This is a genomic window from Streptomyces sp. NPDC007945, from assembly GCF_042958885.1.
GTDB lineage: Bacteria > Actinomycetota > Actinomycetes > Streptomycetales > Streptomycetaceae > Streptomyces.
The window spans coordinates 216,220-241,136 of the sequence record NZ_JBIBJV010000008.1; the positions used below are offsets into that span (position 1 = coordinate 216,220).

Here is a 24,917-nt window from a genome sequence, read left to right on the forward strand (position 1 = left end):
GGGCGACGGCCGACGGAACCGCCGGCGCCGGTGGTGCCACCGGCCGTGAGCTCCGCCGCCGTGAGCTCTGGGGTCGTGAGCCCCACAGCGGCGCGCTCAGCAGCGGCGCCCGCCCCAGTGGTGGCCTCCCCAGCGGTGGCCTCCCCAGCGGTCAGTTCCACAGCGGTTGGCTCCACAGCGGTGGGCTCCACCGTCATGCGCTCCCAGCCGTGGGCTCCGCGTCCAGGCGTTCCGCCGACGACTGGAGGTCGGCGTCCAGCTGGGAGAGGTCGGCGGAGAGCGCCGCCATCAGCTCCTCCATCTGCTGGAGCAGCCCCTTCGGGGCTCCCGGAGCCTGCTGCTCGGGCACGGACTGCGGCATCTGCTGCTCGGGCAACGCCTGCTCCGGCGCGGCTTCTTGGGACATCGCGGCCTCCTCGACCCGCACCCCGGCCGGCATGGACGGGACCACGGGAGAAGAACGACGCACCGGCTGGGGCCGCCGGCACGCGGGCCGGGCGGTCCGGCTCCGCCCGAGCAAACGACGGCACCCGGTCACGGTCACTGGCCAGCGGCGACGCGTCCCGCCAGGGGGACGGATATTCACCCGACCGTGCCGGGAGGCCCGCCGCGCTGACGTGCGGCTTGACGCACACCCGGAGGTGCAGGATGGAGGCATGGATCTTCGCGTTTTCACCGAACCGCAGCAGGGCGCCGACTACGACACCCTCCTGAGGGTGGCCCGCGCCACCGAGGAGCTCGGCTTCGACGCCTTCTTCCGCTCCGACCACTACGTCCGCATGGGTTCCGGGGACGGGCTGCCCGGACCGACCGACGCCTGGATCACCCTGGCCGGTCTCGCCCGCGAGACGAAGCGGATCCGGCTCGGCACCCTGATGACCGCCGGCACCTTCCGGCTGCCGGGCGTCCTCGCCATCCAGGTGGCGCAGGTCGACCAGATGTCCGGCGGACGGATCGAGCTGGGCCTGGGCGCGGGCTGGTTCGAGGAGGAGCACACCGCGTACGGCATTCCGTTCCCGAAGGAGAGGTTCGGCCGGCTGGAGGAGCAGCTGGCGATCGTCACCGGCCTGTGGGCGACCGAGGCCGGCAAGACCTTCGACTACGAGGGGAGGTACTACCGTCTCGTCGACTCGCCCGCGCTGCCGAAGCCGGCGCAGCGGCGGATCCCGGTCCTGATCGGCGGCCTCGGCGCGACCCGTACGCCGAGGTTGGCGGCGCGGTACGCCGACGAGTTCAACATCCCGTTCGCCTCGGTCGAGGACACCGAGCGGCAGTTCGGCCGGGTGCGGGCCGCGGCCGAGGAGGCGGGACGGCCGGCCGGGGACCTCGTGTACTCCAACGCGCTGGTGGTCTGCGTCGGCAAGGACGACGCCGAGGTGGCACGCCGCGCCGCCGCGATCGGCAGGGAGGTGGAGGAACTGAAGGCCAACGGTCTCGCGGGTTCACCCGCCGAGGTCGTCGACAAGCTCGGCCGCTACGCGGCGGTCGGCTCCTCCCGGGTCTACCTCCAGGTCCTCGACCTGGACGACCTGGACCACCTGGAGCTGATCTCCGCCCAGGTCGCGCCCCAGCTGGACTGACCCGATGACACGGGACCGGACCCCTGAGGGAACCCCCGCCGGGACCCCTGACCGCATCCCGGGCGGGACCCCTGGCCGGACCCCCGACGGGATCCCTGACCGCATCCCTGGCCACGCCCCAACCGGGGCCCCGGCCCGGACTTCCGCCGGATCCCCTGACGGGACCCCCGCCGGATCTCCCGACCGGAATCCCGCCGGGATCCCGGACGGAACCCCCGACCGGACCCGCGGCCCGGTGCCCGTCGGGACCGGGCCCCGGGCGTTCGGCGAGGCGCTCGCCGGTGGGGTGCTGGTGCTCGACGGGGGGCTCTCCCATCAGTTGGAGGCGCAGGGGTGCGCGTTGTCGGACGCGCTCTGGACGGCGCGGCTGCTCGCCGACGCGCCGGAGCAGATCGCGGCGGCCCACACCGCCTACGTCCGGGCCGGGGCCCAGGTGCTGATCACCGCCAGTTACCAGGCGACCTTCGAGGGCTTCGCGCGTCGGGGGCTCGGGCGGCGGGAGACGGCGGAGCTGCTGCGGCGGAGCGTGGCGCTGGCCCGTGGCGCAGGGGAGGGGAAGGCCTGGGTGGCGGCCTCCGTCGGGCCGTACGGGGCGATGCTCGCCGACGGGAGCGAGTACCGGGGGCGGTACGGGCTGTCGGTCCGGCGGCTCGCGGCCTTCCACCGGCCCCGGGTGGAGGCGCTGGCGGCGGCGGGGCCGGACGTGCTGGCCCTGGAGACGGTGCCGGACGCCGTCGAGGCCGAGGCGCTGCTGCGGGCGGCCGAGGGGTGCGGGGTGCCGGTGTGGCTGTCGTACACGGTGGCCGGCGGGCGGACCCGGGCCGGTCAGGGGTTGGCGGAGGCGTTCGCGGTCGCCGCGGGGAACGACCAGGTGGCGGCCGTCGGAGTGAACTGCTGCGAGCCGGCGGAGGCGGCCGAGGCCGTGGCCACGGCCGTCGCCGTGACCGGCCGCCCCGCCGTCGTCTACCCGAACAGCGGGGAGCGGTGGGACGCGGAGGCCCGGGGCTGGCGCGGGGCCTCAAGGTACGGTCCGGCGGCCGCCCCGGAGCTCGCCGCGGAGTGGGCCGCCGCCGGGGCCCGGCTGATCGGCGGCTGCTGCCGCGTCGGGCCGGAGACCGTCGCCGCCGTCGCCTCGGCCCTCGGCACCGCGGCGGCGACGGCACCCGAGGGAAGCGAGGGCAGAGAGGCAAGCGAGCGAAGGAAGCGAAGTGTCGGAAGGGAGGGAAGGAAAATGCCTGGTGGGGGGTGAGGAGCGGCGCCCATACTCGGACGCGTGTTCCTGACGATCAGTACGACCGGCACCCCGGAGCGACCCGCGACCGATCTCGGATTTCTGCTGCACAAGCATCCCGAGCGGGCGCAGGCGTTCTCGACCTCGCACGGCACCGCGCACGTGCTCTATCCCGAGGCCACCGCGGAGCGGTGCACCGCGGCCCTGCTCCTGGAGGTGGACCCCGTGGCGCTGGTGCGCCGGGGCAAGGGGAAGGGCCGGGGCGGCGCGCCCGACGCGGCGCTCGCGCAGTACGTGAACGACCGGCCGTACGCCGCGTCCTCGCTGCTCGCGGTCGCGCTGGCGCAGGTCTTCAAGACGGCGCTGCACGGCCAGTGCCGGGCCCTGCCGGAGCGGGCGGCGGAGCCGCTGCCGCTGCGGATCGAGGTGCCGGTGCTGCCGGCGCGCGGCGGCGCGGAGCTCGTACGGGAGCTGTTCGGGCCGCTCGGTTGGACGACGGTGGACACCGAACCGGTCGCGCTGGACGCGGAGTTCCCCGAATGGGGGGACTCGCGGTACGTGCGGCTCGTCCTGGAGGGCGAGGGGCTGCGGCTCGCGGACGCGCTGAACCAGCTGTACGTGCTGCTGCCGGTGCTCGACGACGCCAAGCACTACTGGGTGGCGCCCGACGAGGTCGACAAGCTGCTGCGGGCCGGCGAGGGCTGGCTGGCGACGCACCCCCGGCGCGAGCTGATCACCACCCGCTATCTGTCGCGCCGCCGCGGCCTCGCCCGCGAGGCGTCGGAGCGGCTCGAACTGGTCCGGCTCGCCGAGGCCGACGGGCTCGACGTCGAGGACGTCGACAACGCCGTGGACGAGGCCGGCGACACGGAGGAGCGGCCGGTGCCGCTCGCCGAGCACCGGCGGGCGGCGATCCTGGCCGCCCTGCGGGCCGCAGGCGCCACCCGGGTCCTCGATCTGGGCTGCGGCCAGGGCCAGTTGGTGCAGGCGCTGCTCAAGGACGCGCGGTTCACGGAGATCGTCGGCGTGGACGTGTCCATGCGGGCGCTGACCGTCGCCGCGCGCCGGCTCCGCCTGGACCGGATGGGCGAGCGGCAGGCCGCCCGGGTCAAGCTGCTCCAGGGCTCGCTCGCGTACACCGACAAGCGGCTCGGCGGCTATGACGCGGCCGTGCTCAGCGAGGTCGTCGAGCACGTGGACCTGCCCCGGCTCCCGGCCCTGGAGTACGCGGTGTTCGGCGCGGCCCGGCCGCGCACGGTCGTCGTGACGACGCCGAACGTCGAGTACAACGTGCGCTGGGAGACGCTGCCCGCCGGGCACGTCCGGCACGGGGACCACCGGTTCGAGTGGACCCGGGCCGAGTTCGGGGAGTGGGCGGACGCGGTGGCCGGGAGGCACGGCTACACCGTGGAGTTCACGCCCGTCGGCGCGGACGACCCCGAGGTCGGCGCGCCCACGCAGATGGCCGTCTTCACCCGTTCCGGGGGAGAGGACGAACCGAGGACGACGAAGCAGGAGGAGGACCGGGCATGACCGTGACCACCACCGAGGAGCGCCGGGTGCTGCCCGTCACCGACCTCTCGCTCGTCGTGCTCGTCGGCGCCACCGGCTCCGGCAAGTCGTCCTTCGCGCGACGCCACTTCAAGCCCACCGAGGTGATCTCCTCGGACTTCTGCCGGGGGCTCGTCGCGGACGACGAGAACGACCAGTCGGCGTCGAGGGACGCCTTCGACGTCCTCCACTACATCGTCGGCAAGCGGCTCGCGGCCGGCCGGCTGACCGTCGTCGACGCGACCAACGTGCAGCGCGAGGCGCGCCGGCAGCTGGTGAGCCTCGCCCGGGAGCACGACGTGCTGCCGATCGCGATCGTGCTCGACCTGCCGGAGTCCGTCTGCCGGGAGCGCAACGCGCTGCGGGCCGACCGGGCCGGGATGCCCGACCACGTGATCCCCCGCCACCGGCGCGAGCTGCACCGCGGCCTGAAGGGCCTGGAGCGGGAGGGGTTCCGCAAGGTCCACGTGCTCCGTTCGGTCGCCGAGGTGGAGGCCGCAGAGGTCCGGCTGGAGCGCCGGTTCAACGACCTGCGACACCTGACCGGCCCGTTCGACATCATCGGTGACGTCCACGGCTGCCGGAGCGAGCTGGAGACGCTGCTCGCCCGGCTCGGCTACGTCGACGGGGCGCACCCGGAGGGCCGCACGGCCGTCTTCGTCGGCGACCTCGTCGACCGGGGCCCGGACTCGCCGGGCGTGCTGCGCCGGGTGATGGACATGGTGGCGGCCGGGAACGCGCTCTGCGTGCCCGGGAACCACGAGAACAAGCTGGGCCGCTGGCTCAAGGGCAAGAAGGTCCAGCAGACCCACGGCCTCGCGAAGACGGTGGAGCAGCTGGAGCGCGAGCCGGAGGAGTTCCGGCAGCGGGTGCGGGAGTTCATCGACGGACTCGTCTCCCACTACGTCCTCGACGGCGGGAACCTCGTGGTCTGCCACGCCGGTCTGCCGGAGAAGTACCACGGCCGCACCTCGGGCCGGGTCCGCTCGCACGCGCTGTACGGCGACACCACCGGCGAGACCGACGAGTTCGGGCTGCCGGTGCGCTACCCGTGGGCGGAGGACTACCGGGGCCGGGCGACGGTCGTGTACGGCCACACGCCGGTGCCGACGACGTCCTGGGTGAACAACACGATCTGCCTGGACACCGGTGCCGTGTTCGGCGGGCGGATGACCGCGCTGCGCTGGCCGGAGCGCGAGCTCGTCGACGTGCCGGCCGAGCGGGTCTGGTACGAGCCGGCCCGGCCGCTGGCGTCGGAGGCGCCCGGCGGGCACGAGGGCCGGCCGCTCGACCTCGCCGACGTCCACGGGCGGCGGACGGTGGAGACCCGGCACCTGGGGAACGTGGCGGTGCGGGAGGAGAACGCGGCGGCGGCCCTGGAGGTCATGAGCCGCTTCGCGGTCGACCCGCGGCTCCTCGCGTACCTGCCGCCGACGATGGCGCCGACGCCGACCGCGAAGGCGGAGGGCTTCCTGGAGCATCCGGCGGAGGCGTTCACCCAGTACCGGGCGGACGGGGTCGAGCGGGTCGTGTGCGAGGAGAAGCACATGGGTTCGCGGGCGGTGGCACTGGTCTGCCGGGACGCGGAGGCGGCCCGCGAGCGGTTCGGCGTGGACGGTCCGACGGGTGCGCTGCACACCCGTACCGGCCGGCCGTTCTTCGACGACGGGGCCGCGACCGAGGAGGTCCTCGCGCGGCTGCGGACGGCGATCGGCGCGGCCGGGCTCTGGGAGGAGCTCGACACGGACTGGCTGCTGCTCGACGGCGAGCTGATGCCGTGGTCGCTGAAGTCCGGCGGACTGCTGCGGCACCAGTACGCGGCGGTCGGCGCCGCCTCGGGGGCGGTCCTCCCGGAGGCCGTACGGGCGTTGGAGACGGCGGTCGCGCGGGGCGTCGAGGGCCTGGACGGGCTGCTCGCCGCGCAGCGGGACCGGGCGGCGGACGCGGGCGCGTTCACCGAGGCGTACCGGCGGTACTGCTGGCCGACGGAGGGCCTGGACGGGGTGCGGTTCGCGCCCTTCCAGCTGCTCGCGGTCCGCGGGCGGTCGCTCGCGGACGTGCCGCACGACGTCCAGCTCGGATGGCTGGACCGGCTCGTCGAGCACGATCCGACGGGGCTGCTCCAGGTGACGCGGCGGATCGTCGTCGACACCGGCGACGAGGCGTCCGTCCGCGCGGGCACCGACTGGTGGCTGGAGCTGACCGGCGCCGGCGGCGAGGGCATGGTCGTCAAGCCGCTCGCGGCGCTGGTCCGCGACGCCTCGGGCCGCCCGCTGCAGCCGGGCGTGAAGGTACGCGGCCGTGAGTACCTGCGGATCGTGTACGGCCCCGAGTACACCCGCCCGGAGAACCTGGAGCGGCTCCGGCAGCGCCACCTCGGACACAAGCGCTCGCTCGCGCTCCGCGAGTACGCGCTCGGCCTGGAGGCCCTGGACCGCCTCGCGGCCGGGGAGCCGCTGTGGCGCGTCCACGAGGCGGTCTTCGCAGTCCTCGCCCTCGAATCGGAACCTGTCGACCCGAGGCTGTAGCCGACCCCGAACCGAGGCGGCGGGTTCGGCTTCGGCCCCTGCCTCGGTCGCGGTCGCGGGCGCGGGCCTGGGCCCCGGCCACCGGGCTCGGGCCTCGGGCCCGGTCATGGTCGCGGGCCCCGGTTTCGGGCCTTGATTACGGTCCCCGCCACTGTTGCGGCCTGGGCCACGGCCCCGGGCTCGGCCACGGCCCCGGGCTCGGCCCCGGCGTCGGCCCGGGCTCGGGCCCCGGGCCTCGGGCTCGGCCCGGCTCGGCTCGGCCCGTCCCGGCTCGGCTCGGCCCGTCCCGGCCCCGGCTCCGGTTCCGGTTCCGGCCTCGGCCCCGGCCCCGGCTCAGCTCGGCCCAGCCCAGCCCGGCCCCGGCCCCGGCCCCGGCTCCGGTTCCGGCCTCGGGCTCGGCCTCGGGCTCGGCCCCGGCTCGGGCTCCCGCCCCGACCCCGGGCCCCGCCCCGACCCCGGGCCCCGCCCCCGACCCCGGGCCCCGGGCCCCGCCCCGGCCCCGCCCCAGGCATCGGACCCCTGCCTCAGCCCCCTGCCCCCGGCCCGCGCCCCCGGCCCCGTACCGCCCCGGCCCCCGCCCCAAGCCGGCGCCCCGCCCCGGCCCGCGCCCCACCCCACGCGGTACGCCCGGTCGGCCGGGCCTGGCGGGCGCGGGCCGGGCACCAGCCGGGCACGGGACGGGCAGGGCCCGGGGGAAAGGTTTCACCGGCGGGGAATTCGGGGGTGCGCTTCCCACGCGTACGGCCGTCCGCTCCGCCAGGATGGGCGCATGGGATTCCATGTCGACTCAGAGACCGGCCGGCTCCGCCGCGTGATCCTCCACCGCCCCGATCTGGAGCTGAAGCGGCTGACCCCGTCCAACAAGGACGCCCTCCTCTTCGACGACGTGCTGTGGGTGCGGCGGGCCCGGCAGGAGCACGACGGCTTCGCGGACGTGCTGCGCGACCGGGGCGTCGAGGTGCACCTCTTCGGCGACCTGCTGACGGAGGCGCTCGACGTGCCGGCGGCCCGGTCGCTCGTCCTCGACCGGGTCTTCGACGAGAAGGAGTACGGCCCGCTCGCCGCCGACCACCTGCGGGCCGCCTTCGACTCGCTGGAGACCGCCGCGCTGGCGGAGGCGCTGGTGGGCGGGATGACGAAGCGCGAGTTCCTGGCGGCGCACCGGGAGCCGACGTCGATCCGCTTCCACGCCCTCGAACTCGACGACTTCGTGCTCCGCCCGCTGCCGAACCACCTCTTCACCCGGGACACCTCGGCGTGGATCTACGACGGGGTGTCGATCAATGCGATGAAGTGGCCGGCGCGGCAGCGCGAGACGGTGCACTTCGAGGCGATCTACAAGCACCATCCGCTCTTCACCGGCCCGGAGGCCGGACCGTTCCACCACTGGTCCGAGGGGCAGGCCGACTACCCGTCGACCATCGAGGGCGGCGACGTGCTCGTGATCGGCAACGGCGCGGTGCTGATCGGGATGAGCGAGCGGACCACCCCGCAGGCGGTGGAGATGCTGGCCCGGGGGCTGTTCGCGGCGGGTTCGGCGCGGACGATCGTGGCGCTCGACATGCCGAAGCGGCGGGCGTTCATGCACCTGGACACGGTGATGACGATGGTGGACGGGGACACCTTCACCCAGTACGCCGGGCTCGGGATGCTGCGCTCGTACACGATCGAGCCCGGCGACGAGGGCCGGGCGCTGCGCGTGACGGACCATCCACCGGAGCACATGCACAGCGCGATCGCGGCGGCCCTCGGCCTCCAGGACGTGCGGGTGCTGACGGCGACGCAGGACGTGCACGCGGCGGAGCGGGAGCAGTGGGACGACGGCTGCAACGTGCTGGCGGTGGAGCCGGGGGTGGTGGTGGCGTACGAGCGGAACGTGACGACCAACACGCATCTGCGGAAGCAGGGCATCGAGGTCATCGAGATCCCGGGGAGCGAGCTGGGCCGGGGGAGGGGCGGCCCGCGCTGCATGAGCTGCCCCGTGGAGCGGGACGCCGTGTGAGGGGCCGCACGGCACCGGGCGGGACCTTCGTCGGGCGGGACCCCCGTCGGGCCCGCCCACCCCGGGACTGTATAGACATGCCTATCTATGTATAGACTTCCATCGTCCCGCAGGATCCGTCCCGACCGTATCCGCCCCTCCCACCCCAGGAGCGCCCGTCATGGCCCTTGACCTCTCCGGCCGCCACTTCCTCAAGGAGCTGGACTTCACCGCCGAGGAGTTCCGCGGCCTGATCGCCCTCGCCGCCGAGCTGAAGGCGGCCAAGAAGGCGGGCACCGAGGTGCAGCGGCTGCTCGGCCGGAACATCGCCCTGATCTTCGAGAAGACCTCCACCCGCACCCGCTGCGCCTTCGAGGTCGCCGCCGCAGACCAGGGTGCCTCCACCACCTACCTCGACCCCTCCGGCTCCCAGATGGGGCACAAGGAGTCGGTGAAGGACACCGCCCGGGTCCTCGGCCGGATGTTCGACGGCATCGAGTACCGGGGCGACAGCCAGGCCACCGTGGAGGAGCTGGCCGCCTTCGCCGGCGTCCCCGTCCTCAACGGACTCACCGACGACTGGCACCCCACCCAGATGCTCGCCGACGTGCTCACCATGACCGAGCACAGCGACAAGCCCCTCGACGGCATCTCCTTCGCCTACCTCGGCGACGCCCGCTTCAACATGGGCAACTCCTACCTCGTCACCGGCGCCCTGCTCGGCATGGACGTGCGGATCGTCGCCCCCGAGGCGTACTGGCCGGCCGAGGAGGTCGTCACCGCCGCCCGGAAGCTGGCCGAGGAGAGCGGCGCCACCCTCACCCTCACGGACTCCGTCGCCGACGGCGTCCGGGGCGCCGACTTCGTGGTCACCGACGTGTGGGTCTCCATGGGCGAGCCCAAGGAGGTGTGGGACGAGCGGATCACCGCCCTCGCCCCGTACGCCGTCACCATGGACGTGCTGCGCGCCACCGGGAACCCGGACGTCAAGTTCATGCACTGCCTGCCCGCCTACCACGACCTGGGCACGAAGGTCGCCCGCGAGATCCACGACCGGCACGGCCTGACCGAGCTGGAGGTCACCGACGAGGTCTTCGAGTCGGCGCACTCGGTCGTCTTCGACGAGGCCGAGAACCGGCTCCACACGATCAAGGCCGTCCTCGTCGCGACCCTGGCGGGTCCCGCGGGGGCATAGGATCGCACGAGACGTCAGGGGGGTCCGGGCAGCGATGCCGGGACCCCCCTGACGCATGTCCCCCCGTACCGCCACCTCCCCGCGCCCCCCACAAACCCCGCGCGGACCGGCTCGTGCAGGACCAGCTCCTGCGGGACCGGCTCGCGCGGGACCAGCTCGCGCAAGACCGGCTCGTGCAAGACCGGCTCGTGCAAGACGGGCTCGTGCAAGACGGGCTCGTGCAAGACGTGCAAGACCAGAGATGAGAAAGCCCGCATGCCCTCGCGGATCAAATCCCCCCAGCAGCTGATCGCCGAATCCGGCGGAGACCTCGAAGGCCACGGCCTCAAGCGCACCATGGGGCTTTTCCAGCTCGTGTGCTTCGGCGTCGGGGCGATCGTCGGCACCGGCATCTTCGTCGGCCTGGCCGACAGCGTCGCCGAGGCCGGCCCCGCGGTCGTCGTCTCCTTCGTCCTCGCCGCGATCACCTGCGTCTTCACCGCCTTCTCCTTCGCGGAGCTCGGCGGCGCGATCCCGGTCTCCGGCTCCTCCTACTCCTTCGCCTACGCGAGCCTCGGCGAGCGGGCCGCGTTCCTCGTCGGCTGGTGCCTGCTCCTGGAGTACGGCGTGTCCGTCTCCGCGGTGGCCGTCGGCTGGAGCCAGTACCTCGACGAACTCCTCCACAGCGTCACCGGACTGCGCCTCCCCGACGCGCTCGCGGCCGGCCCCGCCGAGGGAGGCGTGGTCAACCTTCCGGCCGTCGTCGTCATCCTGATGGCCGCGACGCTCCTCGTCCGGGGCGTCCGCGAGAGCGCCCGCGCCACCGCCGCCATGTCGATCCTCAAGATCGGCATCCTGGTCGTCTTCTGCGCGATCGGCTTCTCCGCCTTCGAGGCCGGGAACCTCTCGCCCTTCGCCACCGAGGGCATGGCCGGCGTCACCGCCGGCGCCTCGGTCGCCTTCTTCTCGTACATCGGCTTCGACGCCATCACCACCGCCGGCGAGGAGGTGAAGAACCCGCGGCGGAACATCCCGCTCGCGATCCTCGTCTGCATCGGCCTCGTCACCGTGCTCTACTGCGCCGTCGCCCTCGCCGCGATCGGCGCGCTCGGCGCCGACGACGTCGCCGGGAAGCCCGCCGCGCTCTCCCTCGTCGTCGACCGGGTCACCGGCTCCTCCGTCGGCGGCGGCGTCATCGCCTTCGGCGCGGTCGTCGCCATCGCCTCCGTCGTCCTCGCCGTGATGTACGGCCAGACCCGCGTCCTCATGGCGATGGCCCGCGACGGCCTGATGCCCCGGATCCTCGAACGGGTCTCCCCGAAGACCGCCACGCCCGTCGCCAACACCTGGATCGTCGCCGCCGTCTTCGCCGTCCCGGCCGCCTTCGCCCCGCTCGACGTGGTCGTCGACCTCACCACCATCGGCACCCTCGCCGTCATGGCCGTGGTCAACCTCGCCGTGATGGTGCTGCGCCGCCGCGAGCCCGGCCTCGGCCGCTCCTTCAAGGTGCCGCTCTACCCGGTGAGCCCCGTCCTCGGCATCGGCTTCTGCCTCTACCTCATCTGGGGGACCGGCTGGCGGACCTGGCTGGTCTTCGCCTGCTTCCTCGTCGTCGGTGCCGTGCTGTACGCGGTCTACGGGCGCCGCCACTCCCGACTGGCGCTCACGGCCGCGGACGGGGCCGCTGGGCGGGCACCCGGGGGAGCGTGAACCAGACCGCCTTGCCGCGCGGGGTCGGACGGTGGCCGCAGTCGCTGCTGAGCGCCCGGATCAGCAGCAGCCCCCGGCCGTGCTCCTGCCAGGGGTCGACCTCGGCGTCCGGTTCCGGGCACTCCAGCCGACCGGGGGCGGCCGGATCGGGGTCGTGCACCTCGATCTGACAGCCGCCCGGCGCGGCGTGCAGCTCCACGAACAGCTCGATCGGGCCCTCGCCCGAGGTGTGCTCGACGGCGTTGGCGACCAGCTCGGCGGTGAGCAGCTCCGCGGTGTCGCGGTCCGGCCGCCAGGCCGCGCCGGGATCCGTCGCGTCGAGGGCGGTACGGACCAGGGCGCGCGCGACGGGGACCGCGGCGGTGGTGCGCGGCAGCCGGACGCTCCAGGCGGTCCCGGGTGGGCAGGGGGGTGCGGGCATGGGGACGGGCTCCCTTTGCCGGGGATGGCGGGAAGGCGGCGGAGGACGCGCCGGGACGACCGGGACATCCGGGTTTCAACCTTATAAGGGGTCGGTTTCCGGCCACAGAGACCCCCCTCCCGACCCGACGGGACCCAGGACCCACCGGCGCAGGACCTTGCGCGCCGCCGGTACGGGACCTTGGGCGACACGCCCGCACGGGCCTTGGGAGTCGCCCGCACGGGATTCTGGGGCCCCTAGAGGTCCTTCTCCACCGCCCGTACGTACTCCGCGCCGCGCTCCCACAGCAGCGCGTGCAGCGCGGCGAAGACCTCCGCCGACCGGCGCCCCGGCCAGTCGGCGGGCAGCAGCTCGGGCGGCAGAACCGGGTCCGCGTAGGGCAGCCGGCGCCAGGAGTCGAGGGTGAGCAGGTAGTCCCGGTAGGCGTCCTCCTCCGTGCCCGGCCTCTCCCGCCAGGCGGCGAGGACCGGCTCGTGCCCGGCGAGGAACTCCTCGTGCAGCCGCGCGATAGCCGGCAGGTCCCACCAGCGGGCCACCGCCTCCGCCGTCGCCGTGTAGCCGAGGTGGTCGCCGCGGAAGAAGTCCACGTACGAGGAGAGGCCGAGCCGCTCCAGGGCGTTGCGGGTCTCCTCGTACAGCCTGCCCGGGGCGATCCAGACGCCGGGGGCCGCCGTGCCGAAGCCCAGCCGGCCGAGCCGGGAGCGCAGCAGGTGGCGCTTGTGCCGCTCCTGCTCGGGGACGGAGAAGACGGCGAGGACCCAGCCGTCGTCGAGGGAGGGCTCCGTCCGGGCGTAGATCCGCCGGTCGCCGTCCTCCAGGAGCCTGCGGGCGTCGTCGGAGAGCGCGTATCCGGCCGCGCCGTCGGGGGTCCGGCGGGACAGCAGCAGTCCGCGCCGCTTGAGCCGGGACACCGAGGAGCGCACCGAGGGCGCGTCCACGCCGACCACCGCGAGCAGCCGGATCAGCGCGGCCACCGGCATCGGCGTCTCCTCCGCCGGCCGTCCGTAGGCGCCGTAGAGGGAGACGATCAGGGAACGGGGGGTGTGCTGCTCGGCCACGTGATCATTTTAGGCCGTGGAGCCCGGACACGGCGGCTCCGGCTGTCGCCGGCTTCCGGCTCCGGCTGTAGCCGCTCTTCCGACCCCCCTCCCCGCCGCCCCTCCGGCTCCGGCTCGCTCCGCCTTTCCAGCTCACGTCCCCGCCGCACCCTCCGGCTCTGGTTCGTGCCGACCCTCCGGCCCCCGTCGCCCTTCCGGCTCCCCTCCCCGCCGCCCCTCCGGCTCCGGCCGGTCGCGCAGTCGGTGGCGTTGGAGCTTGCCGGTGGCCGTGCGGGGCAGGGCGTCCACGAAGACGACCGCGCGGGGCGTCTTGTACGGGGCGAGGCGGGCGCGTACGAAGGCGCGCAGCGCGGCGGCGGTGGCCGCGTCGCGCGGCACCCCGTCCCGTACCACCGCGTAGGCGACGACGACCTGCCCGCGCAGCGCGTCGGGGCGGCCCACGACCGCGGTCTCGACGACGTCCGGATGGCCGAGGAGCACCTCCTCCACCTGGGGGCCGGCGATGGTGTACCCGGCCGAGATGATCATGTCGTCAGCGCGCGAGACGTACCGGAAGCGGCCGTCGGGCTCGCGGACGTACCGGTCGCCGGTGAGGTTCCAGCCGTCGCGCACGTACTCCGTCTGATGGGGGTCGGCGAGGTAGCGGCAGCCGACCGGGCCGCGCACGGCGAGCAGCCCCTCGTGGCCGTCGGGGACGGGCCGGCCGTCGGGGCCGAGGACGGCGGCCCGCCAGCCGGGCACCGGCCGGCCGGTGGTGCCGGGGCCGCTGTCGGCGTCGGCGGCGGCGAGGACGATGTGGAGCAGCTCGGTGGTGCCGAGACCGTTGATGAGCCGCAGCCCCGTCCTGGCGTACCAGGCGGTCCAGACGGCGTCGGGCAGGTGCTCGCCGGCCGAGACGCAGCGGCGCAGCGAGGACAGGTCGGCGGTCGAGCCGGCGTCGAGGAGGCCGAGCATCGCCCGGTAGGCGGTGGGCGCGGTGAAGAGCACGGAGACCCGGTGCCGGCCGATCGCGGCGAGCAGCTGCTGGGGCCCGGCCCGGTCCAGGAGCACGGTGCAGGCACCGGCCCGCAGCGGGAAGACCAGCAGCCCGCCGAGGCCGAAGGTGAAGGCGAGCTGCGGGGAGCCGGCGAAGACGTCGTCGGGGCGGGGCCGCAGGACCCGCGCGGAGAAGGTGTCGGCGGCGGCGAGGACGTCCCGGTGGAAGTGGACGCAGCCCTTGGGGCGGCCGGTGGTGCCGGAGGTGAAGGCGATCAGGGCCACGTCGTCGGCGGCGGTGTCGGCAGCCGGCACGGGGCCGGGCGCCTGGCGCGCGGCGCGGGCAAGGAGGTCGTCGGGACCGTCGCCGCCGTACGGGACGACCAGGAGGCCCGGGACGCCGGCGGCCAGCAGCTCGTCGAGGGCACCCGCGTCGCACAGGGCGAGCGAGCAGGCCGCCGTCCCGGCGGCGAAGGCCAGCTCGGCGGCCCGCTGCTGCGCCGGGACGGTGACGGCGATGCCGCCCGCCTTCACGACGGCGAGCCAGCAGGCGGCGAGCCAGGGGGTTGTGGGCCCGCGCAGCAGCACCCGGTTGCCGGGCTTCAGGCCCAGCTCGCCGGTGAGCACCCGGACGATCCGGTCGACGCGCTCGCGCAGCGCGCCGTAACTCCACGTCCCGCCCTCCCCGTCGCGGAGGGCGGGCCGTCCGGCACCGAACCGCTCGGCGGTGCCGTCGACGAGTTCCGCGGCGCAGTTGAGCCGTTCGGGGTAGTCGAGGCCGGGCAGCTCGAAGAGCAGCCGCGGCCACTGGGCGGTGGGCGGGAGCCGGTCGCGGGCGAAGCCGTCGGCGTGCCCGGAGGGCGTCAGCTCCACGGCCGCGATCCCTCGCAGCGGCGTACCGTGGAGGTGGCGGCAGTCACCGGTCCGCGACAGCGGGGGTGGCGGCGACCGGAACGCCCGGAGGCGTCGGAGAGGGCCCACATGCCCGCATTCTCACCCGATACCGCGCGTCTCGCGCCACCGGCCCGAACTGGGCGGCCGCCATGGGCGCTTGATCGACTGGTCGGGTCGGAGGGGCGGGCTTAGGGTCGAAAGGTGGACCGACCGGCCCACGGCTCCTGCGGTGAGGGCGCGACGCCCATGAACGACCATGACTAGCACACCGAAGCCGAAGACACCGGCGGTGGACCCCACCCCCACCAGCGCGGGCGACGGCAAGGGCATCGCCCTGTTCGTCATCGCCTCCTGCCAGCTGATGGTCGTGCTCGACATCACCATCGTCAACATCGCGCTTCCGCACATCCAGAGCGATCTGGCCTTCTCGACCACCAGCCTGTCCTGGGTGGTCAACGCCTACACGCTGACCTTCGGAGGCCTGCTGCTGCTCGGCGGCCGGATCGGCGACATCCTCGGCAGGCGCCGCGTCTTCATCTTCGGCGTGCTGCTCTTCGGATTCGCCTCCCTGCTCGCCGGATTCGCGCAGGAGGGCTGGCAACTCCTGGCCGCCCGCGCCCTCCAGGGCATCGGCGGCGCGATCGCCTCCCCGACCTCGCTCTCGCTCATCACCACCACCTTCGAGGAAGGCCCCGAACGGAACCGGGCCTTCGGCGTGTTCGCGGGTGTGTCGGCGGCCGGCGGAGCGATCGGCCTGCTGGCGGGCGGCGTGCTCGTCGAATGGCTCGACTGGCGCTGGATCTTCTTCGTGAACGTGCCGATCGCCCTCATGATCGCGCTCCTGACACCCCGTCACGTGCGGGAGTCCGCACGCCTTCCCGGCCACTTCGACGTCGCGGGCGCGCTGACGTCGACGCTCGGCATGGTGGCGCTGGTGTACGGCTTCATCCGCGCGGCCCAGGAGGGCTGGAGCGATCCCTGGACGATCGCCTCGTTCTGCGCCGCCGTCGTGCTGCTCGCCGTGTTCATCCTGGTGGAGCGCCGGAGCCGGCAGCCGATCACCCCGCTGCACATGTTCGCCGACCGCAACCGGGCGGGCACCTACGGCATGATGCTCTGCCTGGCGGCGGCGATCTTCGGGATGTTCTTCTTCCTGACCCTCTTCGTGCAGCAGGTCCTCGACTTCAGTCCGCTGGAGGCGGGCCTCGCCTTCCTGCCGGTGAGCGCCGTGATCGCGGTGATCGCCGGACTCACGTCCCAGTTCCTCCCGAAGTACGGCCCGAAGCCCTTCATGGTGATGGGCGCCCTCTGCCTGGCGGTGGGCCTCTCCTGGCTGACCCTGACGGACGTCCACTCCACCTATGCGGGCTCGATCCTCGGACCGATGCTCGTCTTCAGCGCCGGCATGGGCTTCATGTTCGTCTCGCTGACCCTGATGGCGCTCTCCAACGTCAGGCCCGCCGAGACCGGCGCCGCCTCAGGGCTCCTCAACGCCACCCAGCAGGTCGGCGGTTCCCTCGGCCTCTCCATCCTGGTGACCGTCTTCGGCACCGCCAGCCGCTCCGAGGCCGACGAACAGGTCCCCGCCTTCCTGGCCCAGGCCGGCCCCCTGGAGAAGGCCCGCTTCGCCGAGACCGGCCAGCTCCCGCCCCCATGGGCCGACCAGGTCCTGACCTCCGGCGTCGCCGCGGGCTTCATCGTCGCCGCCGTCTTCGCCGTGGTCGCCCTCCTCATCGCCCTCTTCGTCATACAGGTCCGCCCCTCCGACATAGAACGCCTCAAGGGCGGCGGGATGATGCCGGGCGCCTGAGGCCGCCGCACGCGGCGACCTCAGGCCCGCTCGAACGGTCTTCGGGGGCGGACGCTCAGATGTCCCTGAAGATCTCGATCTGCGCCCCGATCGAGTTCAGGCGCTCCGCCAGGTCCTCGTAGCCGCGGTTGATGACGTACACGTTCCGCAGGACTGAGGTGCCCTCGGCGGCCATCATCGCGAGGAGGACGACCACGGCCGGGCGGAGGGCGGGCGGGCACATCATCTCGGCGGCGCGCCAGCGGGTGGGGCCCTCGACCAGGACGCGGTGGGGGTCCAGGAGCTGGAGGCGGCCGCCGAGGCGGTTGAGGTCGGTGAGGTAGATGGCGCGGTTGTCGTAGACCCAGTCGTGGATGAGCGTCTGCCCCTGGGCGGTGGCCGCGATGGCCGCGAAGAAGGGGACGTTGTCGATGTTGAGGCCCGGGAAGGGCATCGGGTGGATCTTGTCGATCGGCGCCTCCAGCTTGGAGGGGCGGACCGTGAGGTCGACCAGGCGGGTGCGGCCGTTGTCGGCGGGGTACTCGGCGGAGCGGTCGTGGTCGAGGCCCATCTCCTCCAGGACCGCGAGCTCGATCTCCAGGAACTCGATCGGGACCCGGCGGATCGTCAGCTCGGACTCGGTGACGACGGCGGCGGCGAGGAGGCTCATCGCCTCGACCGGGTCCTCGGAGGGGGAGTAGTCGACGTCGACGTCGATCTCCGGGACGCCGTGAACGGTCAGGGTGGTGGTGCCGACGCCGTCGACCCGGACGCCGAGGGCCTCCAGGAAGAAGCAGAGGTCCTGGACCATGTAGTTGGAGGAGGCGTTGCGGATGACGGTGACGCCGTCGTGGCGGGCGGCGGCGAGGAGCGCGTTCTCGGTGACGGTGTCGCCGCGCTCGGTCAGGACGATCGGGCGGTCGGGGGAGACGGCCCGCTCGACCTGCGCGTGGTAGAGGCCCTCGGTGGCGGTGATGTCCAGGCCGAAGCGGCGCAGCGCGATCATGTGCGGCTCGATCGTGCGCGTGCCGAGGTCGCAGCCGCCGGCGTAGGGCAGCTTGAAGCGGTCCAGGCGGTGCAGCAGCGGGCCGAGGAACATGATGATGGAGCGGGTGCGGATGGCGGCCTCGGCGTCGATGGACTCCATGTCCAGCTCGGCCGGCGGCACGATCTCCAGGTCCACGCCGTCGTTGATCCAGCGGGTGCGGACGCCGATGGAGTTGAGGACCTCGAGGAGGCGGAAGACCTCCTCGATGCGCGCCACCCGGCGCAGCACCGTGCGGCCCTTGTTGAGGAGGGTGGCGCAGAGCAGCGCGACGCAGGCGTTCTTGCTGGTCTTGACGTCGATGGAGCCGGAGAGCCGGCGGCGGCCGACGACGCGGAGGTGCATGGGGCCGGCGTAGCCCAGGGACACGATCTCGCTGTCGAGCGCCTCGCCGATGCGGGCGATCATCTCAAGGCTGATGTTCTGGTTGCCGCGTTCGATCCGGTTGACGGCGCTCTGACTGGTGGCCAGGGCTTCGGCGAGCTGCGTCTGGGTCCAGCCGCGGTGCTGCCGTGCGTCACGGATGAGCTTGCCGATGCGTACGAGGTAGTCGTCTGCCATGGCGTCACGTTATCTCAGATATGAGATGGGGCGATCATTGAGGTGCGGCATTCGAGTGACGTGTCGTTACGTATGTGGCCATATGTCGGATCAGTGTCAGCCGGGATGGCCGAGAGCGGTGGGGTGCCGGGGCTCGTAGAGCGGCAGCTCGGTGCCGCTGGGGAGCCGTACCGCCGCGACCCGCCCCCACTGCTCGTCGGTGACGGCCCGTGAGATCTCGACGCCCTTGTCGTCCAGGTCGGCGAGGGTGCGGCTGAGGTCCTCGCACATCAGGTAGACCTCGGACCGGCTCCCGCCCTCCTCGGTGGGGTGGACCGCGATCTCGGCGGGCGGCAGCCGGAAGATCAGCCACCCCCGCCCCGCGTCCACGTGCGGGAAGCCGAGGACGTCCTTCAGGAAGGCCCGGTCGGCCTCCGCGTCCCGGCTGTAGAGGGTGATGTGCGCGCCGCTGAACATGTGCCGATCGTCGGCGCGGCCGGGGGGCCCGGCAAGGCGTGCGCGTCCGGACGGGTGGGACGGTCTCGTTCCGGTGTCGAGCGCCACGCGAGATCGGAGGCGGTCCGGGCATGACCGAAGGCCGAGGATGCACTAGAGTTATCTCGACATCGAGATAACTGCTGACGGCGCACTGCGGCCGCCTCCTCGGTAAGGGTTACCTAACTTAGCCTTACCTTAGCGGATCGGCGAGATGCCGTGGCGGCAGCATGACGGTAGTACGCGCACATTGATGAAGGAGACTGTCGTGTCGGCGAACAGCTTCGACGCCCGCAGCACGCTGCGCGTGGGCGACGAGTCGTACGAGATCTTCAAGCTGGACAAGGTCGAGGGCTCCGCGCGCCTCCCTTACAGCCTGAAGGTCCTCCTGGAGAACCTGCTCCGCACCGAGGACGGCGCGAACATCACCGCCGACCACATCCGGGCCCTCGGCGGCTGGGACTCGCAGGCCCAGCCGAGCCAGGAGATCCAGTTCACGCCGGCGCGCGTGATCATGCAGGACTTCACCGGTGTCCCCTGTGTCGTCGACCTCGCCACCATGCGCGAGGCCGTCGCCGCGCTCGGCGGCGACCCGGCGAAGATCAACCCGCTCTCCCCGGCCGAGATGGTCATCGACCACTCCGTCATCGCCGACAAGTTCGGCACCAACGACGCCTTCGCGCAGAACGTCGAGCTGGAGTACGGCCGCAACAAGGAGCGCTACCAGTTCCTGCGCTGGGGCCAGACCGCCTTCGACGACTTCAAGGTCGTCCCCCCGGGCACCGGCATCGTCCACCAGGTGAACATCGAGCACCTGGCCCGCACCGTCATGGTCCGGGGCGGCCAGGCGTACCCCGACACCCTCGTCGGCACCGACTCCCACACCACCATGGTCAACGGCCTCGGTGTGCTCGGCTGGGGCGTCGGCGGCATCGAGGCCGAGGCCGCCATGCTCGGCCAGCCGGTCTCCATGCTCATCCCGCGCGTCGTCGGCTTCAAGCTGACCGGCGAGCTGCCCACCGGCACCACCGCCACCGACCTGGTCCTCACGATCACCGAGATGCTGCGCAAGCACGGCGTCGTCGGCAAGATCGTCGAGTTCTACGGCGAGGGCGTCGCCGCCACCTCGCTGGCCAACCGCGCCACCATCGGCAACATGTCGCCGGAGTTCGGCTCCACCGCCGCCATGTTCCCGATCGACGGCGAGACCCTGAACTACCTGAAGCTCACCGGCCGTTCCGCGCAGCAGGTCGCGCTGGTCGAGGCGTACGCCAAGGAGCAGGGCCTCTGGCTCGACCCGGCCGCCGAGCCCGACTTCTCCGAGAAGCTGGAGCTCGACCTCTCCACCGTCGTCCCGTCGATCGCCGGCCCGAAGCGCCCGCAGGACCGCATCGTCCTCGCGAACGCCGCCGAGCAGTTCGCCCAGGACGTGCGCAACTACGTCGACTCGGTCGACGAGGCGGGCCAGGAGTCCTTCCCGGCCTCCGACGCCCCGGCCGTCTCCAGCACGGTCCCGTCGAACCCGGTCGAGGTCACCGCCCCCGACGGCACCACCTACACGCTCGACCACGGCGCGGTGACGGTCGCGGCCATCACCTCCTGCACCAACACGTCGAACCCGTACGTCATGGTCGCCGCCGCGCTCGTCGCGAAGAAGGCCGTGGAGAAGGGCCTGACCCGCAAGCCGTGGGTCAAGACCACCCTCGCCCCGGGCTCGAAGGTCGTCACCGACTACTTCGACAAGGCCGGTCTCACCCCGTACCTCGACAAGGTCGGCTTCAACCTCGTCGGCTACGGCTGCACCACCTGCATCGGCAACTCCGGCCCGCTGCCGGAGGAGGTCTCCAAGGCCGTCAACGAGCACGACCTCGCGGTCACCTCGGTCCTCTCCGGCAACCGGAACTTCGAGGGCCGCATCAACCCCGACGTCAAGATGAACTACCTGGCCTCCCCGCCGCTGGTCGTCGCGTACGCCCTCGCGGGCTCCATGAAGGTGGACATCACCAAGGACGCGCTCGGCACCGACACCGAGGGCAACCCGGTCTTCCTCAAGGACATCTGGCCCTCCGAGGCCGAGGTCAACGACGTCGTCGCCAACGCGATCGGCGAGGACATGTTCGCCAAGTCCTACCAGGACGTCTTCGCCGGCGACGCCCAGTGGCAGGCGCTCTCCATCCCGACCGGCAACACCTTCGAGTGGGACGCCGAGTCGACCTACGTCCGCAAGCCCCCGTACTTCGAGGGCATGACGATGGACCCGGCCCCGGTCACCGACATCACCGGCGCCCGCGTCCTCGCCAAGCTGGGCGACTCGGTCACCACCGACCACATCTCCCCGGCCGGCGCCATCAAGGCCGACACCCCGGCCGGCAAGTACCTCACCGAGCACGGTGTGGAGCGTCGTGACTTCAACTCCTACGGCTCGCGCCGAGGCAACCACGAGGTCATGATCCGCGGCACCTTCGCCAACATCCGCCTGCGCAACCAGATCGCGCCGGGCACCGAGGGCGGCTTCACGCGTGACTTCACGCAGGAGGGCGGCCCGGTCTCCTTCATCTACGATGCCTCGCAGAACTACCAGGCCGCCGGCACCCCGCTGGTCATCCTGGGCGGCAAGGAGTACGGCTCCGGCTCGTCCCGCGACTGGGCCGCCAAGGGCACCGCGCTCCTCGGCGTCAAGGCCGTCATCACCGAGTCGTACGAGCGCATCCACCGCTCGAACCTCATCGGCATGGGCGTCCTCCCGCTCCAGTTCCCGGCCGGCCAGTCGGCCGACTCGCTGGGCCTGACCGGCGAGGAGACCTTCTCCATCGAGGGCATCACCGAGCTGAACGAGGGCACCACCCCCAGCACGGTGAAGGTCACCACCGACACCGGTGTCGAGTTCGACGCGGTCGTCCGCATCGACACCCCCGGCGAGGCGGACTACTACCGCAACGGCGGCATCATGCAGTACGTGCTGCGCAACCTGATCCGCGGCTGAGGATCCGGCGCCTAGCGGGAAGGGCCCCGCTCCTCGTGATGAGGAGCGGGGCCCTTCCGCGTTCACCGGGTCGGTCAGAACATCGCGCGGAAGCCGTTCCAGCCCGAGGTGCCGATCTTCACGCGGCCGGTGTACGGGGTCGTGGAGCTGCCACGGCCCTTGTACAGCCACAGCGCGCCCGAGCCGTCACGGGCCACCAGGTCCGCGCGCCCGTCACCGGTCAGGTCGCCGGAGGAGACGATGGCGTTGTACGTGTTCCAGCCACCGCCGATCCGGGTGCGGCCGGTGAAGGGGGCCGTACGGCTGCCCGTGCCCTTGTACAGCCAGAGGACGCCGCCGCGGTCGCGGGCGACGAGGTCGGCCCGGCCGTCGCCGGTGACGTCGCCCTTGCCGGCGATCTGGGTGTACGCGTCCCAGCCGCCGCCGACGCGGACGCGCTGGGTCAGCGCGGCGTTGCTGTAGGCCAGGTAGTGCCACAGGACGCCCGCGCTGTCGCGCGCCAGGATGTCCTCGGAGGCGCCGCCGCCGGTGTTGCCGGCCGAGATGACCTTGTTGTAGATGTTCCAGCCGCCGCCGAGGTCGCGGAGCGGGCCCCCGTCGGTGTAGTTCAGCCGGCCGTCGCTGCGGACCGCGTACCAGCCGTCGGAGTGCTTGAAGCCGTACTCGTCGACGCGCGCGTCCACGTCGGACTGGTTGAAGTGCTTGTACGAGGTCCAGTGGGTGCCGGACGGGTCGGCGAGCCGCTGGATGCCGCCGCCGCTGACCGGGGTGTAGCCCCAGACGGTGCCGGCGCTGTTCACGCCGTACAGGTTGTTCAGCGGGGCGCCGGTGGTCGCGGTCGCCGCGCTCTCCGCGAAGGCGGAGACACGGTCCGACTGCTGCACGGGCGCCGCCTCGAAGGTCGGCGCCGGCTCCGCCGCCACCGCGGCCGTCGTGGTGCCCACCAGGGCGGCGGTCACCGCGGCGACCGTGACACGGGCGAGCGCACCCGTGCGGTTCAGGCCAGAAGACTTGGCCACGTGATCTCCAGATCGAGTTCGGGAACAGAAGCGTACGAAACACCGACGAACTCGGCCTGCTTCGGCGGGTTTTCCCCCGTTTCCGCCGCCCGGCGGTGTCTCCGTACATCACAGGGAGACGACGCCCGTGCCCACGCGGTTCCGGCCGACCTGACTTTCTTTCCAGGTGGTCCGTTTCGCCGCTTTTCGTTTGGACCATTCATCTTGTGAAGGCCGAATCCCGGAGGTCTCAACTCGGGAAAGATGCCTGACGAATGCTGCTTTCGATCTTGCTCCCGCCGAGGGAAGTGGACTATACCTGTCGGCGTCCAGCCCGTCGGAAACTCCGGCGACGGCCCGACGCCTGCACGACCCAGCTGCAATTGACCGCGGTGGCGGGGCCCTTCGCCCGTGGGCGAGACGAAGTACGGGCGACCGGTACACCGCCTGAGTCCTGAATGAAGGCGAGGACTTGAGCATGGGATCCACCTCCGCCCACTCGAACGAGGGCGGCCTCGGCCGTCGCGATCTGATCAAGCGTTCCGCCGCTGTCGGTCTGATCTCCGTCCCGGCCATGGGCTTCCTCTCCGCCTGCGCCAGCGGGGGCGGCGAGAGCAACGACAAGGTCGAGAAGGGCGTCAAGTCCGAGAAGAACCCGCTCGGCGTCAACGAGTCCGCCGAGCTCGACTTCGTCCTCTTCGACGGCGGTTTCGGCCAGCAGTACGCCAAGGACGCGATCAAGCTCTTCGAGGCCGCCTACCCGAAGGCGAAGGTCAAGTTCACCCCGACGCAGAAGATCACCACCGAGCTCCAGCCGCGGTTCAACGGCGGCACCCCGCCGGACCTGATCGACAACTCGGGCGCCGAGCAGATGGACATGGGCGTCCTCGTCGGCCAGAAGCAGCTGACCGACCTGACCCCGCTCCTCGACGCCCCCTCGATCGACGACCCGAGCAAGAAGGTCCGCGACACCCTGCGCCCGGGCATCGTCGAGATGGGCCAGTTCGACGGCGAGCCCTGTTGGATGCTCAACTACGCCTACACCGTCTACGGCGTGTGGTACTCGCAGAAGCTGCTCGACTCGCTCGACGCGAAGTACCCCGAGACCTGGGACGAGATGCTGGCCGTCTGCGAGAAGGCCAAGCGGAAGGGCATCGCGCCCTGGACGTACGCGGGCAAGCACCCGTACTACCTCCCCTTCTCGCTCTACCCGATGATCGGCAAGGTCGGCGGCCGCGAGGTCCTCGACGCCATCGACAACCTGGAGCCGAAGGCCTGGGAGCACCCGGCCGTCAAGGCCTGCTTCGAGGCGTACTACGAGCTCTTCAAGAAGGGCTACGTCCTCCAGGGCACCCCGGGCCTCGACCACATCCAGTCGCAGACCGCCTGGACCGAGGGCAAGGCGCTCTTCATCCCGAACGGCTCCTGGGTGGAGAACGAGGCCGCCAAGACCATGCCGGCCGACTTCGGCCTCGCCGTCTCCGCCCCGACCGGCCTGGACTCCTCCGACAAGCTGCCGTTCGGCACCATCTGGGCGGCCGGCGGCGAGCCCTTCATCGTCCCGGCGAAGGCGAAGAACCCCGAGGCCGCCATGGAACAGCTGCGGATCATGCTCAGCGAGGCCTCCTCCAAGAGCTTCACGCAGTCCGTGAAGTCGCTCAGCGCCCTCAACGGCGGCACCAGCGGCATCGAGCTGTCCCCGGGCCTCAAGTCCGGTGTGGCGGCCCTGGAGAAGGCCGGCACGAACGTGGTCAACCCCCGCCTCCAGGACTGGTACGTGGCGCTCCAGAAGGAGAAGATCGGCGTCGCCGGCATCGGCGAGATGATGGCCGGCCGCGCCACCCCCGCGGAGACGATCAAGAAGATCCAGAAGTTCGCCGACGAGGCGGCCAAGGACCCGAACATCAAGCACTACAAGCACCAGTGAGCAGTGCCGGGGCCCCTTCCCGCCGACCGGGAGCGGG

Annotated in this window: 17 protein-coding genes; 10 read left to right on the plus strand and 7 right to left on the minus strand. The window is 72.5% G+C overall.

Translation table 11 applies throughout. The features are described from left to right. Nucleotides 1-193: 193 nt before the first annotated feature. Nucleotides 194-406 carry a hypothetical protein gene (locus ACFZCF_RS25105; RefSeq protein ID WP_388448983.1) on the minus strand — a complete coding sequence of 71 codons (213 nt, stop codon included), beginning with the start codon at nt 404-406 and terminating at the stop codon, nt 194-196. 250 nt (nt 407-656) lie between these two features. Between ACFZCF_RS25105 and ACFZCF_RS25110 the strand changes: the two genes are divergently transcribed. The 7 genes from ACFZCF_RS25110 (at nt 657) to ACFZCF_RS25140 (ending at nt 11,755) form a co-directional block, all read left to right on the plus strand. After that, nucleotides 657-1,580, plus strand: coding sequence for a TIGR03560 family F420-dependent LLM class oxidoreductase (locus ACFZCF_RS25110; RefSeq protein ID WP_391288922.1), 924 nt, complete (start codon nt 657-659; stop codon nt 1,578-1,580). Between the two features lie 235 nt (nt 1,581-1,815). After that, on the plus strand, nt 1,816-2,829 hold the full coding sequence (gene mmuM, locus ACFZCF_RS25115; RefSeq protein WP_391288924.1) for a homocysteine S-methyltransferase: 1,014 nt from the start codon (nt 1,816-1,818) through the stop codon (nt 2,827-2,829). A 24-nt stretch (nt 2,830-2,853) separates the two neighbouring features. Continuing rightward, nucleotides 2,854-4,344, plus strand: a complete 1,491-nt coding sequence (locus ACFZCF_RS25120; RefSeq protein WP_391288926.1) for a 3' terminal RNA ribose 2'-O-methyltransferase Hen1 — start codon at nt 2,854-2,856, stop codon at nt 4,342-4,344. Beyond that, nucleotides 4,341-6,890, plus strand: coding sequence for a polynucleotide kinase-phosphatase (locus ACFZCF_RS25125; RefSeq protein WP_391288927.1), 2,550 nt, complete (start codon nt 4,341-4,343; stop codon nt 6,888-6,890). Before ACFZCF_RS25120 ends, ACFZCF_RS25125 begins: the two co-directional genes overlap by 4 nt. Nucleotides 6,891-7,659: 769 nt before the next feature. Beyond that, complete coding sequence (locus tag ACFZCF_RS25130; RefSeq protein ID WP_388448973.1) at nt 7,660-8,892, plus strand: arginine deiminase; 1,233 nt, start codon at nt 7,660-7,662, stop codon at nt 8,890-8,892. A gap of 160 nt (nt 8,893-9,052) precedes the next feature. Then, on the plus strand, nt 9,053-10,066 hold the full coding sequence (argF, locus tag ACFZCF_RS25135) for an ornithine carbamoyltransferase (protein ID WP_391288928.1): 1,014 nt from the start codon (nt 9,053-9,055) through the stop codon (nt 10,064-10,066). Between the two features lie 255 nt (nt 10,067-10,321). Then, nucleotides 10,322-11,755, plus strand: coding sequence for an amino acid permease (locus ACFZCF_RS25140; protein WP_391288930.1), 1,434 nt, complete (start codon nt 10,322-10,324; stop codon nt 11,753-11,755). On the opposite strand, the gene ACFZCF_RS25145 is transcribed toward ACFZCF_RS25140, so the two are convergent. The 3 genes from ACFZCF_RS25145 to ACFZCF_RS25155 all read right to left on the minus strand — a co-directional run bounded on the left by ACFZCF_RS25145 (nt 11,709) and on the right by ACFZCF_RS25155 (nt 15,082). Then, a complete protein-coding gene (locus ACFZCF_RS25145) occupies nt 11,709-12,176 on the minus strand; it encodes an ATP-binding protein (RefSeq protein WP_388448969.1) in 468 nt (155 codons plus the stop codon). The two genes, ACFZCF_RS25140 and ACFZCF_RS25145, sit on opposite strands and share 47 nt — an antisense overlap. Before the next feature lie 236 nt (nt 12,177-12,412). Continuing rightward, on the minus strand, nt 12,413-13,234 hold the full coding sequence (locus ACFZCF_RS25150) for a PaaX family transcriptional regulator C-terminal domain-containing protein (RefSeq protein WP_391288932.1): 822 nt from the start codon (nt 13,232-13,234) through the stop codon (nt 12,413-12,415). Between the two features lie 132 nt (nt 13,235-13,366). Further along, nucleotides 13,367-15,082: an AMP-binding protein gene (locus ACFZCF_RS25155; RefSeq protein ID WP_391288935.1), complete on the minus strand. Its 1,716-nt coding sequence runs from the start codon at nt 15,080-15,082 to the stop codon at nt 13,367-13,369. A 277-nt stretch (nt 15,083-15,359) separates the two neighbouring features. Here ACFZCF_RS25155 and ACFZCF_RS25160 point away from each other — a divergent pair, with 277 nt between their 5' ends. Continuing rightward, a complete protein-coding gene (locus tag ACFZCF_RS25160; protein WP_388448963.1) occupies nt 15,360-16,913 on the plus strand; it encodes an MFS transporter in 1,554 nt (517 codons plus the stop codon). Nucleotides 16,914-16,968: 55 nt separating this feature from the next. Here ACFZCF_RS25160 and ACFZCF_RS25165 read toward each other — a convergent pair whose 3' ends face one another. Both ACFZCF_RS25165 and ACFZCF_RS25170 read right to left on the minus strand, forming a co-directional pair. After that, nucleotides 16,969-18,498 (minus strand): UDP-N-acetylglucosamine 1-carboxyvinyltransferase, encoded by a 1,530-nt coding sequence (locus ACFZCF_RS25165; RefSeq protein ID WP_360604969.1) that lies wholly within the window; start codon nt 18,496-18,498, stop codon nt 16,969-16,971. A 96-nt stretch (nt 18,499-18,594) separates the two neighbouring features. Continuing rightward, nucleotides 18,595-18,954, minus strand: coding sequence for a VOC family protein (locus ACFZCF_RS25170; protein ID WP_388448961.1), 360 nt, complete (start codon nt 18,952-18,954; stop codon nt 18,595-18,597). Between the two features lie 286 nt (nt 18,955-19,240). Between ACFZCF_RS25170 and acnA the strand changes: the two genes are divergently transcribed. Beyond that, a complete protein-coding gene (gene acnA, locus ACFZCF_RS25175) occupies nt 19,241-21,955 on the plus strand; it encodes an aconitate hydratase AcnA (protein WP_388448959.1) in 2,715 nt (904 codons plus the stop codon). A 74-nt stretch (nt 21,956-22,029) separates the two neighbouring features. On the opposite strand, the gene ACFZCF_RS25180 is transcribed toward acnA, so the two are convergent. Beyond that, complete coding sequence (locus tag ACFZCF_RS25180) at nt 22,030-22,974, minus strand: FG-GAP repeat domain-containing protein (RefSeq protein ID WP_388448957.1); 945 nt, start codon at nt 22,972-22,974, stop codon at nt 22,030-22,032. Between the two features lie 457 nt (nt 22,975-23,431). Here ACFZCF_RS25180 and ngcE point away from each other — a divergent pair, with 457 nt between their 5' ends. Beyond that, on the plus strand, nt 23,432-24,880 hold the full coding sequence (gene ngcE, locus ACFZCF_RS25185) for an N-acetylglucosamine/diacetylchitobiose ABC transporter substrate-binding protein (RefSeq protein WP_391288939.1): 1,449 nt from the start codon (nt 23,432-23,434) through the stop codon (nt 24,878-24,880). Nucleotides 24,881-24,917: the final 37 nt, after the last annotated feature.